General features: G+C 71.4%; 13 protein-coding genes. 5 read left to right on the forward strand and 8 right to left on the reverse strand.

The features are described from left to right. Window positions 1-780 (forward strand): alpha/beta fold hydrolase, encoded by a 780-nt coding sequence (locus ORV05_RS14310; protein ID WP_268758975.1) that lies wholly within the window; start codon window positions 1-3, stop codon window positions 778-780. A gap of 49 nt (window positions 781-829) precedes the next feature. On the opposite strand, the gene ORV05_RS14315 is transcribed toward ORV05_RS14310, so the two are convergent. From ORV05_RS14315 to ORV05_RS14325, 3 genes are all read right to left on the reverse strand, one after another. Continuing rightward, window positions 830-1,927: a CU044_5270 family protein gene (locus ORV05_RS14315; RefSeq protein ID WP_268758976.1), complete on the reverse strand. Its 1,098-nt coding sequence runs from the start codon at window positions 1,925-1,927 to the stop codon at window positions 830-832. After that, window positions 1,920-2,519 (reverse strand): RNA polymerase sigma factor, encoded by a 600-nt coding sequence (locus tag ORV05_RS14320; RefSeq protein WP_268758977.1) that lies wholly within the window; start codon window positions 2,517-2,519, stop codon window positions 1,920-1,922. The genes ORV05_RS14315 and ORV05_RS14320 overlap by 8 nt, the downstream gene beginning before the upstream one ends. Window positions 2,520-2,923: 404 nt before the next feature. After that, entirely contained in the window at window positions 2,924-4,114 is a 1,191-nt protein-coding gene (locus ORV05_RS14325; RefSeq protein ID WP_268758978.1) for a helix-turn-helix domain-containing protein, read from the reverse strand. A gap of 149 nt (window positions 4,115-4,263) precedes the next feature. Here ORV05_RS14325 and ORV05_RS14330 point away from each other — a divergent pair, with 149 nt between their 5' ends. The 3 genes from ORV05_RS14330 (at window position 4,264) to ORV05_RS14340 (ending at window position 8,501) form a co-directional block, all read left to right on the forward strand. Further along, the gene (locus ORV05_RS14330) at window positions 4,264-4,632 is read left to right on the forward strand and encodes a hypothetical protein (protein ID WP_268758979.1); all 369 of its coding nucleotides are present in this window, start codon (window positions 4,264-4,266) and stop codon (window positions 4,630-4,632) included. A gap of 17 nt (window positions 4,633-4,649) precedes the next feature. Further along, the gene (locus ORV05_RS14335) at window positions 4,650-6,716 is read left to right on the forward strand and encodes a tetratricopeptide repeat protein (protein ID WP_268758980.1); all 2,067 of its coding nucleotides are present in this window, start codon (window positions 4,650-4,652) and stop codon (window positions 6,714-6,716) included. Between the two features lie 138 nt (window positions 6,717-6,854). After that, complete coding sequence (locus ORV05_RS14340) at window positions 6,855-8,501, forward strand: GMC oxidoreductase (protein WP_268758981.1); 1,647 nt, start codon at window positions 6,855-6,857, stop codon at window positions 8,499-8,501. Window positions 8,502-8,555: 54 nt separating this feature from the next. On the opposite strand, the gene ORV05_RS14345 is transcribed toward ORV05_RS14340, so the two are convergent. Then, entirely contained in the window at window positions 8,556-10,604 is a 2,049-nt protein-coding gene (locus tag ORV05_RS14345; RefSeq protein ID WP_268758982.1) for a phosphocholine-specific phospholipase C, read from the reverse strand. A 370-nt stretch (window positions 10,605-10,974) separates the two neighbouring features. Then, window positions 10,975-11,592 (reverse strand): TetR/AcrR family transcriptional regulator, encoded by a 618-nt coding sequence (locus ORV05_RS14350; RefSeq protein ID WP_268758983.1) that lies wholly within the window; start codon window positions 11,590-11,592, stop codon window positions 10,975-10,977. 76 nt (window positions 11,593-11,668) lie between these two features. Here ORV05_RS14350 and ORV05_RS14355 point away from each other — a divergent pair, with 76 nt between their 5' ends. Next, complete coding sequence (locus ORV05_RS14355) at window positions 11,669-12,535, forward strand: sterol desaturase family protein (protein WP_268758984.1); 867 nt, start codon at window positions 11,669-11,671, stop codon at window positions 12,533-12,535. Between the two features lie 24 nt (window positions 12,536-12,559). On the opposite strand, the gene ORV05_RS14360 is transcribed toward ORV05_RS14355, so the two are convergent. From ORV05_RS14360 to ORV05_RS14370, 3 genes are all read right to left on the reverse strand, one after another. Next, window positions 12,560-12,928 carry a hypothetical protein gene (locus ORV05_RS14360; protein ID WP_268758985.1) on the reverse strand — a complete coding sequence of 123 codons (369 nt, stop codon included), beginning with the start codon at window positions 12,926-12,928 and terminating at the stop codon, window positions 12,560-12,562. A 92-nt stretch (window positions 12,929-13,020) separates the two neighbouring features. Beyond that, entirely contained in the window at window positions 13,021-14,022 is a 1,002-nt protein-coding gene (locus tag ORV05_RS14365) for a zinc-dependent alcohol dehydrogenase (RefSeq protein ID WP_268758986.1), read from the reverse strand. Window positions 14,023-14,051: 29 nt separating this feature from the next. Next, complete coding sequence (locus tag ORV05_RS14370; RefSeq protein WP_268758987.1) at window positions 14,052-14,972, reverse strand: DUF6807 domain-containing protein; 921 nt, start codon at window positions 14,970-14,972, stop codon at window positions 14,052-14,054. Window positions 14,973-14,988 lie beyond the last annotated feature (16 nt).

A 14,988-nucleotide genomic window follows, 5' to 3' on the forward strand; every position in this document is an offset into this window, starting at 1 on the left:
ATGCCCGCGGTCACTTCCGCCGACGGCACCACGATCGCCTACGAGCGCCGGGGCCGAGGCCCCGCTCTCGTGCTCGTCGACGGCGCCCTGTGCTGTCGCGGCGCAGGCCCGCTGGGGCCGCTGGCCGCGCTGCTGAGCGAGAGGTTCACCGTCCACACCTATGACCGTCGAGGCCGGGGAGAAAGCGCCGACACCCCGCCCTACGCCGTCGCCCGGGAGATCGAGGACCTGACCGCAGTGATCGGCGAGGCCGGCGGGAACGCCTACGTCTACGGCATTTCCTCGGGCGCGGCGCTCGCGCTGGCCGCCGCCGCGAACGGTTCCGGCATCATCGGGCTCGCCCTGTACGAGCCGCCCTTCGTGGCCGAGGTCGAGGACGTCCCCGGGGCGGCGGACTACCGCCGACGGCTGCGTGAGCTGCTGGCCGCCGGGCACGGCGGGGACGCCGTCGCGCTGTTCATGGCGCAGGTCGGGGTGCCCGCCCCGCTCATCGAGGGGATGCGCGCCCAGCCGGGCTGGGCGGCGCTGGAGGCCATCGCGCGGACCCTCGCCTACGACGACGAGATCCTCGGCGACGGGCACCTGCCCCGCGACCTCGCGGCCGCGGTGGCCGTGCCCACGCTGGTCCTGGCCGGGGGAGCCAGTCCCGCCCGTCTGCGGGGCGCGGCGAAGGCGGTGGCGGAGGCGATCCCGGCCGCCCGTCACCGCGTTCTGGAGGGCCAGACGCACGACGTCGCCGCCGAGGCACTTGCCCCGGTGCTCGCCGAATTCTTCTCGTGACACCGGAAACGGGCCCGCGCGCCCCGACCGCGCGCGGACCCGCATTCCGTCAGCGGCCCGGTACCTGGCCCAGGCCGTTCACCACCGTGCTGGTCATCGAGGACCAGCCGGTCACGGTGCCTTGGGGCACCCCGTTGCTGCTTTCGAGCGCCAGGCCCCGTTCCCCGATGAACGCCCCCGTCACCGGGTCGATGATCAGATCCCACCGGGCCTTGCCGTCGGAGATGCCGTAGGCGACGCCCTGCTTCCCGTCCAGATTGGCGACCTTGTCGGTGATCTCCAGGCCCGGCAGGTAGCCGAGCGCCCGGTACAGCGCCGAACGCAGATCGGCGGGAACCAATCCGGTTTGGAGGGCGTCGGCCGCGTAGACCAGGATCTCGCCGTCTCCGAGGCTGTTGTGCGGGGCGTCCGCCCGCAGCCTGCGGTAGAGCTCCTGCGGGTCCCTGGGCAGCGAAGCGAGCCAGGACGGCGTCGGCGACTGCCAGTTGCCCGGCCGTGGGCAGAGGGGCTGCCGGTGCTCCGTGTCGGCGTAGAAGTCGCCGCAGGGTGCCTTCCGCACCCCGTCCGTCCAAGCCGGCTTGTCGCTCACCGCCCCCGCCGCGCGGGCTTCGGCTTCGGTGCCCACCAGCCACTGCCGGTTGCCGGTGGTGGTCCGCCGCTCCATCCACTCCCGGGTCTGGTCGGCGGGTACCCAGGTCTCCCGCACCTCTTCCTGGAGATAGACGAAGTCGCGGCCGTTCTGGGGAGTCGTCGTGGTTACGCCCCAGGCGTGCGTGACGAGGTAGCGGTACTGCCCGGGGCCGACCGCCGGATCACCGGATCCCACATGGTCGGCGGCGGCGCCGAGGGAAGCGGCGGAGGCGTTGGGCGTGAGCCCCGTGCCCCCACCCCCGGTCGCCTGCCAGACGAGCACACCCGCCGTCATCGCCACCACCGCGGCCGCCGCGGCGAAGAGGCCGCGGCGGGGGCGGCGCCGCCGCAGCGCGACCGGGGCCTCCTCCGGCGCCGCTCCGGCCTCGGCCATCAGCCGTGCCCGGACGGTGGCCAGGACATCGCCGTCGCCGGACGCGTCAGCGTGAAGCGCGTTCAGCGCGAGGTCGAGCTGCGACTCCGACCACACCTCGTGCACGTTGTTCCCGTTAGTCATGGCTTTCCTCCTTGCTCGACGCGGTGGGGGCGGTGGCCCGCAGCCGGGTGCGCACGCGGTGCAGCCGCGACCGCACCGTGCCCACCGGGATGCCGAGGGTCTCGGCGACCTGGGCGCTGTCCATCTCCGCCCACGACGACAGCAGCAGCACGTCACGGTCCCCTTCGGACAGTTCCGCGAGCGCCGCGGCGAGACGGCCCGCGAGCGCCGCGGCGTCCACCCGGTCGGCGACACGCCCGTCGTGCCCCGGATGCGGCTGGGGCAGCTGTCCGGCGGCCCGGGCCGTCGCCCGCAACGAGCGGACCTCGTCCCGGACATGCCGCCGGAGCAGATTGGTCGCGATCCCGTACAGCCAGGACCGCACCGCGCCCTGCGCCGGGTCGTAGGACCGTCTTTGCCGCAGTGCGATCAGGAAGGTCTCGCTGACCAGGTCGTCGGCCGTCTCCGTGCCCACTCGCCGGGCCAGGTAGCGGTGCAGGGGCCGGGCGTATCTGTCGAACAGCCGCCCGAACTCCGCCGCCGGATCGGCACCGCCCAGTCGCGGCCGGTCCTCGTCGGGTGGTCCTTCACCCTCGTCCACGCGTTCGGTCATCATCCTCACGTCAGGTGTTGTCCGATGACGGCCGGGACGTTCACGGCCGGTGAGGGGTGAGGATCGCCGTCGGCGCTATGGGAGAGTGTGGCTTCGCCCGGGACGGCTTTCGGTGGCGGGGTCCGCGGGTTCGGCTGGGCGGGCGAAACACTCGCACCTTCGCGCGAGGTGGTCGTACACCGAGCACACGACGGCCCGGTGCCTCGGCGGCTCGCACCGCCCACCGGTAGCGCGCGTCCCCTGTTCGTCGCTCATGAGCGCCAGCGTGGCGCGAAGGAGCGGCCGGAGCTTGCCACCCAGGCAACCACCCGAACGGCCTACGTGCTGTATGGAAGTGGTTTGCGTGGCGGTGGCTCCAGTGCCGTGAGGGGGCCCCTCACGGGAAATGCCTTGACACCAAGCGTCTAGACCGGCAGACCGGCCCGGAAGGCGAGACCCCGCAGTTCGCGGCCCACCGCGTCGCGCTTCGCCTTGGCGACCAGCTCTTCGAGCAGCGACACCGTGAACGGGTGGCGGCGCACGTGGTCCGGGGAGAGCCGCTCGGCGCGGCGCAGCATCACCACCGCGGCATCGCGCTGACGCGGCAGCCTCGCCACCGACCGGGCCCGGTCGCGCCAGTACACCGCCCGGCGGGCCCGCACCGTCAGCGCCTCCGGATCGATCTCCGTGGCGATTTTCGCGGCCTCGGCGTGCTCCCCGGCTTCCAGCGCGCACTGCATCCGCCACACGCCGACGTTGGAAGGCCCGAACCCGAAGCCCATCACGTTCGTTTCCCCGGTGCGCCCGGCGAGTTCGGCCGCGTGCGCGAGCGCGGCGGTCCGTGCCGCCGTGTCCCGGCGTGCCGCCGAAACCAGCGAGGAGACCAGGGAGAGCGATCCGGCCAGTTGCAGCTCGTCGACCGTCGCCGTCGGCAGCGCCACGGTGTGGAGGGTGCGGGCGGCCAGATCGAGCGCGCCGGCCGACAGCAGTGCCAGCGCGCTGCCGTAGGCGGCGATCCCGAGCGGAACCGGCTCGTCGAGCGCCTCGGCGGCTGAGCGCGCGAGCGTCGCCGCCTGCCAGGTCAGATCGTTCGGGGCGCCCGCCATCGCCAGCCACGCCTCGGTGCCCTGCATGTGCGCCAGTGCCAGCAGGCGCAGGATCTCCCGCTCGTGGCGGCCGGCCGCGAGGGTGGTGTGCAGGTCCCGGATCAGGGACGGAAGCCGTGCCCCGGTGACGTCGCCGCGGGCGTCGTTGACCGCGGTCAGCAGCGCGCCGACGCGGGCGCGGAGCCGCTCCACCGGCTGCACCTCGCCGTCCGGTTCGCCCATGGCCACGGCCAGCATCGCCATCCGCACCTCGACCAGTGCCTGGTCGGCGCCCGGCTCTCCGGCCAGGCCGAGGGGGACGCCGGTCAGTTCGCTCGGCGCGACCTCGAGCGCGTCCGCCAGCGCGACGATGAGGGAGCGCCGGTCGAGCGCCCGTTCGCCCGCCTCCAGGCGCGACAGGTAGGACGGCGAGATCCCGGCCCGTCCCGCCACCACCGCCAGCGACTTGCCGCGGGCGTGCCTGAGCAGGCGCAGCCGGGCCCCGATCGCGGAAGAGATCCCTGGCGACACGGCATCCCCCTTCGCGGAACGGGTTGCGGTGCTGCACACAGCGTAACCAAGAACACCACCGCAGACCAGCGCTGTCTGAGAGCGCTTTCCGGATCTGGGGGATAATGCCCGGGTCTTGTCGGTTGAGGTGGGGGTGGCTTGTGGATCCGGTGACGATCATCGTCGAGGCGCTCGCGGCGGGCGCCGGCTCCGCCGCGAAGGACGTGGGCTCGTCGGCGGTGAAGGACGCCTACGAGGCGCTGCGTTCAGCCGTACGGCGGTTGTTCTCCGGGAAGCGTGCCGCCGAAGATGCCTTGAGCGGGCACGAGATCGAGCCCGCCCAGTGGCGTGAGCGCCTCGCCGAGGCCCTGCGCGAAGCCGCGGCCGGAGCCGACCCGGAGTTGCTGGACGCCGCCCGCGAGGTGCTGCGACGGGCCGATCCCGAAGGATCGGCGGCCGGGAAGTACACAGTGGACGCTCGTGAGGGCAAGGGTGTCCAGATCGGCGACGGCAACGTCCAGCACAACACGTTTTCCTGAAAGCGATGGGAGAACCGGTGCCGTCGCCAGTGGACGCCCGCCATGCGCAGGGCGTGCAGGTCGGCGACGGCAACGTCCAGCACAACCACTACCACCAGGCGCGGGAGCCGGTGCGGTGGCCGCACCGGCTGGGTGTGCCGCCCGTCGCGGCGGAGGGTTTCCTCGACCGTGAACCCGGCCCCGGAGATGCGGCGACACTGGTACTGACCGGACTGGGCGGGGCGGGGAAGAGCCAGTTGGCGGCAGCGTACGCGCGCCGGGCGTGGGAGACCGGGGAAGCGGAACTGCTGGTGTGGGTGCCCGCGGCGAGCCGGGCCGCGATCGTGGCGGCCTACGCCGAGGCCGCCGGTGACCTCGCCCCTGGCGATTCCGCCGACGCGGACCGGGCCGCCGGGAGGTTCCTGGCGTGGCTCGAGTCCACCGCACGGCGCTGGCTGGTGGTCCTTGATGACGTGGCGGACCCGGGGGACCTCCGCGGACTGTGGCCCCGGACCGGGCGGACGGGCCGGGTGATCGTCACGACGCGCCGCCGCGATGCCGTGCTGTCCGGAAGCGGACGGCGACTGAAGGAGGTGGGGGTGTTCAGCCCAGCCGAGGCCCGCGATTACCTGGAGCGCCGGTTCGACGGCGATCCCGATCGGCTGGCGGAGGCCGATCTGCTGGCGGCCGAACTGGGGTTCCTGCCGCTGGCGCTGGCGCAGGCCGCCGCCTACATGCTGGACCGCGATCTGGACTGCGCGGCCTACCGAGCGCGGCTGGCCGACCGGCGCCGCAGGCTGGCCGACGTGCTGCCCGAGGACGGGGCACTGCCCGACGAGCAACGGGAAACCGTGGCGGCCACCTGGTCGCTGTCGGTCGAGCTGGCCGACCGCCTCAAGCCCGTCGGCCTGGCCAGGCCGGTGCTCCGGCTGGCCTCCGTGTTCGATCCCGCCGGTTTCCCGGCCGCGGTGTTCACCACGGCGGCCGGGCTGGCGTTCCTCGGGCAGGGCCGGTCCGGGCCGCCGGTGACCGGCGAAGAAGCCACCGACGCCGTGCGCTGCCTGCAGCGATTGAGCCTCGCCGGACAGGAAGACGGAACCGTGCGGGTGCACGCCCTCGTCCAGCGAGCGACACGGGAGGAACTGGACGCGGAGCGCTTCGCCGAACTCGCCCGGGCGGCCGCCGCGGCACTGCTTCAGGTCTGGCCCGGGATCGAACGCGAACCCGGCGAGGGCGTGGCATTGCGGGCCAACGCCGCCGCGCTCGCCTCGCACGCGGGTGAGGTGCTCTGGACCGCGGGCGGGTACGAGGTCCTGTTCCGGGAAGCGCACAGCCTGGGCGATTCCGGCCTGCTGGGGGCGGCGGTGGCCCGGTGGCAGGCGCTTTCCGCCGAGGCCGCCCGGCGGCTGGGACCGGATCACGAGCACACCCTGCTGGCGCGGCAGTTCCTCGCCGGGTGGCGCGGCGTCACGGGTGACATTGCGGGGGCCGCCGCGGAGTTCGACGCGCTGTCCAGCGACTACCGGCGGGTGCTCGGCCCCGATCACCTCTCGACCCTGATGGCGCGCAGCAATCTCGCCCACCAGCGGGGCATGGCCGGTGACGCGACCGCGGCGGTCGCCGCGCTGGAGGAGGTGGTCGCCGACTACCGGCGCGTGGCGGGGGAGGACCACCAGAAAACCCTGCTGGCGCGGCAGTTCCTCGCCGGCTGGCGCAGCGCGGAAGGGGACGCGGCAGGCGCGGCCGCCGAATTCGAGGCGTTGCTGGGCGACTACCGGCGAGTGCTGGGGCCGGATCACCCGGACACGCTGTCGGTCCGGGGAAATCTCGCCCACCAGCGAGGCCTGCTGGGCGATCCCTCGGCAGCCGTGCGGGACTTCGAGGCGCTTGCCGCCGACTGCGCCCGCGTGCTCGGGCCGGAATACCCGCAGACCCTGTCCACGCGGGCCCGGCTCGCCGGCTGGCGGGGCCCGGCGGGCGACGCGGCCGGGGCCGCCGATGCCTTCGCCGCACTGCTCGCGGACTACCTGCGGATTGTTGGGCCGGACCACCCCGGCACCCGCCAGGCCCGCACCAATCTCGAGTACTGGCGGGGGCAGGGTTAGTCCCGCGGCACGGGACAAGGCGGACAGCGGCACCCAGGTTCGGCAAATCTCCTGCCGTTACCGCGAGGTAACGGCTGACAAGACCTCCGGCTGCCGATATAACGTGTTCCACTTTCTTGCCTAGTGGAGAGGGCAGCCATGCGCGACCGCAATGCCACAGGACAACGGAGAACGCGGCGATACGGCGGCTTCGGCCGTCGCGGATTCCTGATCGGAACAGCTTCTACTTTGGGCGCGCTCGCGTTGCCCTCGTGGACCGCGAGGGCGGCGAGTCCGTCACAGGTCCTCGCCACCGGGGACCACGTGCCCGTGCTGATCGTCGGCAGCGGTTACGGCGGATCGGTCGCCGCCCTGCGCCTCACCCAGGCCGGGATCCCCACCGTCATCGTGGAGATGGGGCAGAGCTGGACCACGCCCGGCTCCGACGGCAAGATCTTCTGCAGCATGCTCAATCCGGACCAGCGGTCCTACTGGTTCCGCACCGAAACCGACCAGCCCGTCGGTTACTTCCTCGGCTTCCCCGCCAACAAGAGCATCCCTTCCTTCGCGGGCGCACTGGATTCGGAGCAGTTCGCCACGACCAGGGTGTACCAGGGGCGCGGGGTCGGCGGCGGCTCGCTGGTCAACGGGGGCATGGCCGTCACCCCGAAGCAGAGCTACTTCGAGGAGATCCTGCCCTCGGTCGACGCGGCCGAGATGTACGGAACCTACTTCCCGCGCGCGAACGCGCAGCTGGGGGTCAACTCGATCGACCCGGCCTGGTTCGAATCGTGCGACTGCTACCAGTACGCCCGGGTCAGCCGCAAGACCGCCAACGACGCCGGGTTCGGCACGGTGTTCGTGCCGAACGTCTACGACTTCGGCTACATGGAACAGGAGGATGCCAACCAGGTGCCGCGCTCGGCGCTGGCGAGCGAGGTCATCTACGGCAACAACCACGGCAAGAAATCACTCGACAAGACCTACCTCGCCGCGGCGGCCGCGACCGGCAGGCTGTCCATTTCGCCCCTGCACACCGTCACCGACGTCGCGCCCGCGAGCGGCGGCGGTTACACCGTCGGCATGACCCAGATCGACACCGCCGGGAACGTCGTGGCCACCAAGACCGTCACCGCGGACCGGGTGGTCTTCGCGGCGGGCAGCGTCGGCACCAGCAAGCTGCTCGTCTCCCTCAAGGCCAAGGGCAGGCTGCCGGATCTGCCGGACGCGGTGGGCACCGCATGGGGGAACAACGGCAACGTCATGGTGGCCAGGGCCGGTCTGGACCTCACCGGCTCGGTCCAGTCGGGGATGCCGACGATGGGCATCGACAACTGGGCCGACCCCAACGGCCCGGTGTTCGCCGAAATCGCGCCGTTCCCCGCCGGGACCGAGACGTGGATCAACCTGTACCTGGCGATCACGAAGAACCCCAACCGGGGCACCTTCGTGTTCGACTCCTCGACCGGCAAGGTCGGCCTGAACTGGGACGCGAGCTGGACCCAGCCGTCGATCGACGCGGCGAAGCGGGTGTTCGACGCCATCAACAGCAAGGCGGGCACGGTCTACCGCAGCGACCTGTTCGGCGTGAACAAGATCTGGGGCGACGATTTCGTGTACCACCCGCTCGGCGGCTGCGTGCTGAACCAGGCGACCGACAACTACGGCAGGCTGCCCGGCCATCCCGGGCTCTACGTGATGGACGGTTCGCTGATCCCGGGAAGCACCGGGGTGAACCCGTTCGTCACCATCACCGCACTCGCGGAACGCAACATCGAGAAGATCCTCGCCACCGATTTCGCCTAGCGGCGGCTGAGAGGGGTCCCCTCACGGCAAGCCGTGAGGGGACCCCTCGTGCGCTCAGTCGGTGAGGATGGCCGGGTCGCTGGTGGCGGCGCGGCCGGTCTCGACGTGCCCGGCCAGGCGGCGCAGGAAGGCCGCATCGCCGTCGGATCGCACCGAGAGGTCGTACCAGCCGTGGGTGCGCTCGGTCCGGACCGTGGCGGTGACCCGCGTCCCGGGCCGGAGCACGCGGGTCTCCGGGCGCTCGTTGCCGTAGGCGTCGGTCACGGTGAGCCGCACCGTGGTGGCGCCGTTGTTGACCAGCACCAGCCGCACCTGACCGCTTTCACCGTCATGGCGGGCGGTCACCTCGGGCCCGGCGCCGAGGGGGGAACCGGTGAACTGCCGGACGAAACCGTTGGGGCCGTGCACCGAGTAGTCGTAGGCGCCGGAGCCCGGCGCCAGATCGCCGGACAGGTCGCGGCCCGCGCCGACGGTGTAGGTCCACGGCCCTGTAGTGTCCGAAGTGGACGTCACGTGGAAGGTGGCACCCGCCTTGCCGTGGTTGGCGAAGGACAGTTTCACCTTCCCGCCCGCGACCGCGGCGTCGGCCGCGAGGTCGTAGGGGAGCGGGCGTGCCGGGCGAAGGCCCCGCTCCTGCTTCGGCAGCGCCGGATGGGCGGGTACCGCGGGCACGTAGTCGGGGTGGCGGTCGCGGTCCGGCGGGAGGTATCCGGCGGTGTCCGGCAGCACCGGGACCGCGCTGTCGGTGCGCGCGAAGTCGAACGCCGAAGTGAGGTCGCCGCAGACGGACCGGCGCCACGGCGAGATGTTCGGCTCGGCCACCCCGAACCGCTGCTCGATGAACCGGATGACCGAGGTGTGGTCGAAGGTTTCCGAGCACACCCAGCCACCCTTGCTCCACGGCGACACCACCAGCATTGGCACGCGCTGGCCGAGACCGTAGGGGCCCGCCGGGTGCGAGGCCGAGCCCGCGAAGAGTTCACCGGTGGTGTCCACAGTGGAGGCGCCCTTGGCTGCGGACAGCGGCGGGTACGGCGGCACCACGTGGTCGAAGAACCCGTCGTTCTCGTCGTAGGTGATCAGCAGCGCGGTCTTGCTCCACACGGCGGGGTCGGCGGTGAGGGCGTCGAGCACCTGCGCGATGTACCAGGCGCCGTAGTTGGCCGGGAAGTTCGGGTGCTCGCAGAAGGCCTCGGGCGCGACGATCCAGGACACCTGGGGCAGCCGCCCGGCCTTCACGTCCGCCCGCAGGATGTCGAAGAAGTCCTGCCCCTGCTTGGCGTTGGTGCCGGTGCGGGCCTTGTCGTAGAGCGGGTCGCCGGGCTTGGCGCCGCGGTAGGCGTCGAAGTAGAGCAGCGAGTTGTCGCCGTAGTTGCCGCGGTAGGCGTCGGGGATCCAGCCCCAGGACCCGGCCGCGTCCAGACCGTCGCCGATGTCCTGGTACACCTTCCAGGAAACACCGGCCTTCTCCAGCCGCTCAGGATAGGTGGTCCAGGAGTAGCCGGCCTCGTCGTTGCCGAGGACGGGGCCGCCGCCCTTGCCGTCGTTGCCGGTGTACCCGGTCCACAGGTAGTACCGGTTGGGGTCGGTCGAGCCCATGAACGAGCAGTGGTAGGCGTCGCAGATGGTGAAAGCGTCCGCCAGCGCGTAGTGGAACGGGATGTCCTCACGGGTGAGGTGCGCCATCGTGGTGGCGGACTTGGCGGGCACCCAGCGGTCGTAGTGGCCCTGGTTCCACGCGGCGTGCGTGTCGTTCCAGCCGTGGGGGAGGTCCTGGATGAACTTCAGCCCGAGGTTGTCGGCGTCGGGACGGAACGGCAGGATGTCGCGGGTCCCGTCGGACTGGTACCAGACCGGCTTCCCGCTGGGCAGGGTGACCGGGCGCGGGTCGCCGAAGCCCCGCACCCCGCGCAGGGTGCCGAAGTAGTGGTCGAACGAGCGGTTCTCCTGCATGAGCACCACGATGTGTTCGACGTCCCGCAGGGTTCCGGTGCGGCGGGAGGCCGGGATTTCCGCTGCACGGGCGATGCTGGCGGTCAGCAGGGAGGTCGCAGCCGTGCCGCCGGCCAGTTGCAGGAAGCGCCTGCGGTTGACATGGGTCATGGAGAGTCGCCTCGGGATCGTTCGGGGTCGGGACGAAGTGCCCGGACAGTATGTGCGGGCGACGGCGAACTTCCCGCCCTTTCAGGGGAAATTCCGGGGAAAAGCCCAGTGAACGGCGTGGCGCTTGATCGTCCCGCCTGCACAGCGACGGCGCGCCGTGAGGGGTCCCCTCGCAGCCCTATCGACCACCCCCCGGCAAAGTCCGGTCGGCTCGGGTCCGCCGGGTGAGTCCCACCCTGGTGCCGGGGCGGGTGCCCTGAAGGTGGCCTTCAGGGTCATCAACGCCCTCAAGGCCACCTTGAGGGCACGCCTGTCGAAGGACTGCTGTGAGGGGACCCCTCACGGCCGCAGCTGTCGCTCCAGAGGCCCTTCAGCGCGAGCCGATGGTGAAGATGGCGGTGATGATCCGGCCCCAGCGTGCGGTGAGCTGGGCGGGGGTCTCCTCCGGATGGTCGATCGCCCAGCCGACGACGGCATCGACGATCGCGGTCCAGGTCCTGGCGAGGGCGTCGATGTCGAGCGGGTCGCGGTCGCCGAGGGCGCCGAGGAACTCGGTCACCCCGGCGGCGGAGAACTCGGTGAGGCGCCGCCGGTAGCGGCCGACGGCCTCGCCGGTCTCACCGGTGGTGGGGGCGGTCGGATCGTAGAAGACGCGCCAGGCGGACCGATGCTCACCGAGGGTCTCGAAGATGCCGTTGAGGACGTTGAGGGGCACGGAGAAGGGCGGCACCCCGCTGGTCATCTCGGTTTCGATCCGCGCGATGAGCGGTTCGGCGATGCCGGTGAAGCACGCGAGGTAGAGCTGCTCCTTCGAGGTGAAGTGCTGGTACACCAATGCCTTCGAGATGCCCGCCCGCGCCGCGATCGAGGCCATCGAACAGCCGGCGAAGCCGCGCTCGGCGAACTCCCGCACCGCCGCCGCCATGATCTCCTGGCGGCGATCGGCGTACGCCATTCCCTTGGTGCCCAGACCCCCGGCCGTTGACATGGGGTCGAACCTACCCTACGGTCGTTTCCAACGAAGTGACCGTGCGGTCATATCGATGTGAGCAGGAGTGGCAGCGATGACGCTGTGGGATCAGATCAACGAACCCGTGACCTATGCGATTCCGTTCTTCCTCGTCGCGCTCGTCGTCGAAGTGATCTCCCTGCGCGACCACGACGCCAAGGGGCGCAAGGGTTACGAAAAGACCGATGCCCGCAACAGTCTCGTGATGGGCGTGGTGTCGCTGTTCTTTTCCGGGGCCGGGCGCGTACTGGCCCTGTTCGGCTACTCCGTGCTGTACGTGCTCTCGCCGTTCAAGCTCGACCCGCACAGCCCGCTGGTGTGGATCGGGGTGGTGTTCGGCGTCGATTTCCTCTGGTACGTCTACCATCGCGTGTCGCACCGGGTCCGGCTGGTGTGGGCCGCGCACCAGGTGCACCACAACAGCCAGTACTTCAACTACGCCACTGCGTTGCGGCAGAAGTGGAACCCCTGGTTCGAACTGCTCGCGTGGACTCCGCTGCCCGCGCTCGGCGTGCCGCCGTGGATGGTGTTCACCGGATTCTCGGTGAACCTGATCTACCAGTTCTGGGTGCACACCGAGACGATAGGGAAACTGCCACGCTGGTTCGAGTTCGTGTTCAACACCCCGTCGCACCACCGCGTGCACCACGCCAGCGACAAGGAGTACCTCGACAAGAACTTCGGCGGCATCCTCATCCTGTGGGACCGTCTGTTCGGCACGTTCCGTGAAGAGAGCTTCCGGCCCACCTACGGGCTGACCAAGAACATCGACAGCACCAACGTGCTGACCCTGCAGTACCACGAATTCGCCGCGCTCTGGCGGGATGTGCGTTCTGCGCGCACCTTGCGCGACAGGCTGGGTTATCTCTTCGGCCCGCCCGGCTGGCAGCCCCCGGCCCCGGTCGCCGTTCCCGAGCACTAGGGCGCCCTGCCTTTCAAGGGGCTCTTAGTACTCGAAAGTCTTCCACTCCTGCCGGGGGATGCTGCCCTCTGTCGTGTCCCAGCAACTATCGGCCCATGCTCCGGCCACCATTACCGGGCGGCTCAGTACGAGGTCGCCGGCCCGCTGGACCCGAAGCACCAGGCCAAGTGCTATCCCGTCCAGGGTCACCTGGGGGCCGCGCAGCGCGTTGACCGCAATGCCCGCCAGGCCGATCGACTGGTCGTAGTACACGGTTACCGCCGGTCCCGAGAACCTCGCATGAGGTCGCTGCTCCAGCCAGAAGTCGGCCCGGGTCTCGGCCCCGGCGGAACCCTCCCGTAGAGCGGTCCGCAGGACGCCGTCAAGTGCCGCCTGCGTCTGCTCATGCGTCATCCCGAACTCCAGTGGTCCGACGCGTTCGAAGGGCGTGAACGTCCACGATCATCCTCCAGCCCTGTGTTTCTACAGCTAGCGCGTGGCGGGGCTCAGGGGTGCAGGAGGATCTTCCCGGTCGGCGTGGCCGGATCGCCGAGCAGGTCGAGCGCCTCGCCGGCGGCTTCGAGCGGGAACTCGTGGGTGACCAGCGGAGCCGGATCGAGCAGCCCTCGGGCGAACGCCCGCACCGCGTGCGACCAGGCCCAGGACGGGGCACCGAACACGGTGTGCACGGTCACCGCCGCGGCCACCAGTTCCGACGGGATCAGCGGGTGCGTCTCCGTCCCGGCGAGCCCGGTCAGCACGATCCGTCCGCCGCGCCGGGCGAGCCGGACCGCCTGGGCGGCGGCGCCCGGGGCCCCGGCCGCCTCGATCACCACGTCGAAACCGCCGTCCGCCTCCCCGGGGGCGTGCCAGGCCGTGGCCCCGCAGCGCAGGGCGAGTTCCTCCCGTTCCGGGCGCGGGTCGATCACGACCAGTTCGCCGGGACCGGAGGCCGCCACCAACTGGGCGGCCAGCATGCCGAGTGTGCCGCCCCCGGCCACCGCGACCCGTTCACCCGGCACCACGGCCGCCTTGAGCGCGGCCGCCGCCATGCACGCGGCGGGTTCGGCCAGCGCGGCGGCCCGCAGGTCCGCGCCCTCGGGCAGGGGGTGCAGGAGCCGGGCGGGCAGGAGGAGTTCGTCGGCCCAGGCACCGGGCCGGGTGAAGCCGGTCTCGTCGTACGCGGCGGTGCAGAGGGTGGTATCGGCGCGGCGGCAGGGCGCGCAGTGCCCGCAGTTGCGAAACCCCTCGCCCACCACGGGTCTGCCGAGCAGCGCGGGGTCGGTCCCAGGACCGAGCGCGGTGACGGTGCCGGACCATTCGTGCCCCGGCACCACCGGATAGCGGAAGTAGCCGGGGGTTCGCGTGCCCTGGAACAACTCCCGGTCGGAGCCGCAGATCCCGGACCAGGCCACCCGCACCACGGCCTCGCCGTGCCCCGGCTCGCGCTCCGGTACGGGCACGATCCGCAGCGAGCCCGGTTCCTCGATCAGGACCGCTCTGCCCATGTGCTCCTCCTCGATGCTCCCGATCGCGCTCAGAACGGGGCGGCGCCGCTGCGCCTTGCCGCGGCGGCGATCTCCGCGGCCCGCGCAGGCCCGGGATCGCCGTCCAGGACGGTGATGGTGTAGTGGAACGCCAGGCTTTCGCCGGGCTCGATGGTCCGCACGGTGTCGAAGAACGGGGCGGGACAGACACCGGCGAAGCCGGTGGACCGCACGAACCAGCGGACGGGCTGCCCGTCCGGTGGGGTGCTGTGATCGACGAACACGAGGGTCGAGCTGCCGTCGGTCTCGTCGTGGTCGCCGGAAAAGGCGAGCCACCGGCCGCGCTCACCCATCAGCTCGTCGCCGCCGGTGCGTTCCTCCAGGTACACGCGGCCGCCGGTGAACGACCGCGGGCCGCGCCAGAGCAACCCGCCGTAGCCCGCGTTGGGCCTGCCTTCGGTGGTGGGGCTGCCGATCGGCACGCTCGCGCCCGAGATGTTGGTGAACTCGGTGGCGTAGCCCAGGGTCCAGCCCCCGGCGCCGGGCTCGAGCCGCGCCCCGAAGGCCCGTCGCTCGGTGAACCAGGTCTTGCCGGTGCTCGCCACCCACACCAGGGACTCGTCCACGCGCAGCACGTTGTCGTCCAGCCTGATGCGGTCGAACGAGCGGTGCGCGATCGAGCCGTTGTTGTCGGCCTGGACGTAGCCGCGGTCGCGCAGGTAGGTGGGGCCGCCCCAGAAGTTCTGGGTGCCCACATTGGGCAGTGACCAGGCGATTCCCTTGTGCCACACGTGATCCCAGGGCCGGAGGACCGTGACCAGGCGGCCGCCGAGGGTGTGCACGGGATGGAAGTAGGGACGCGGGGACTCGAGCTGCCGGTCGGTGGGGCCGTAGACGTAGCGGAAGAGGGTCACCTCGCCCGCGGACAGGCTGAGGCTGCGGCCGTGTTCTTCCAGGAGGCTGAGGGGCATTCGAGGTTTCCCTTCG

Source organism: Amycolatopsis cynarae (genome assembly GCF_026802195.1).
GTDB classification, from domain to species: domain Bacteria; phylum Actinomycetota; class Actinomycetes; order Mycobacteriales; family Pseudonocardiaceae; genus Amycolatopsis_E; species Amycolatopsis_E rhizosphaerae.